The sequence below is a fragment of the Pseudoalteromonas sp. SG44-1 genome (assembly GCF_014164315.1).
Lineage (GTDB): Bacteria > Pseudomonadota > Gammaproteobacteria > Enterobacterales > Alteromonadaceae > Pseudoalteromonas > Pseudoalteromonas rhizosphaerae.
In genome coordinates this window covers 1-242 of sequence record NZ_JACJEW010000319.1, presented here as the reverse complement: position 1 = coordinate 242, position 242 = coordinate 1, and the positions used below count along the sequence as shown (strand labels likewise).

At 41.3% G+C, this 242-nt stretch carries 1 pseudogene; it reads left to right on the top strand.

Going from position 1 to position 242, the window contains the following annotated elements:
• A pseudogene (locus tag H5187_RS24475) lies at positions 1-242 on the top strand (IS3 family transposase); the annotation flags it as partial.

Below are 242 nucleotides of genomic sequence, written 5' to 3'. Positions count from 1 at the left end.
TTAGAGCGGCAGCGTATTATTAATACGGTTAACTCAACTGAGTATGGGCATTTACCGGCCAGTAAAATAGTCCCCAAGCTGCTTGATAACGGTATATGGATAGCGTCTGAAAGTTCATTTTATCGGGTTATGAAACGTCACCACCTATTAACGCATAGAGAAAAAGTGAAGCCAAACAGGCAGGTAAAAAAACCAAAAGCACTCACAGCAACCGGTGTGAACGAAATTTACACATGGGATAT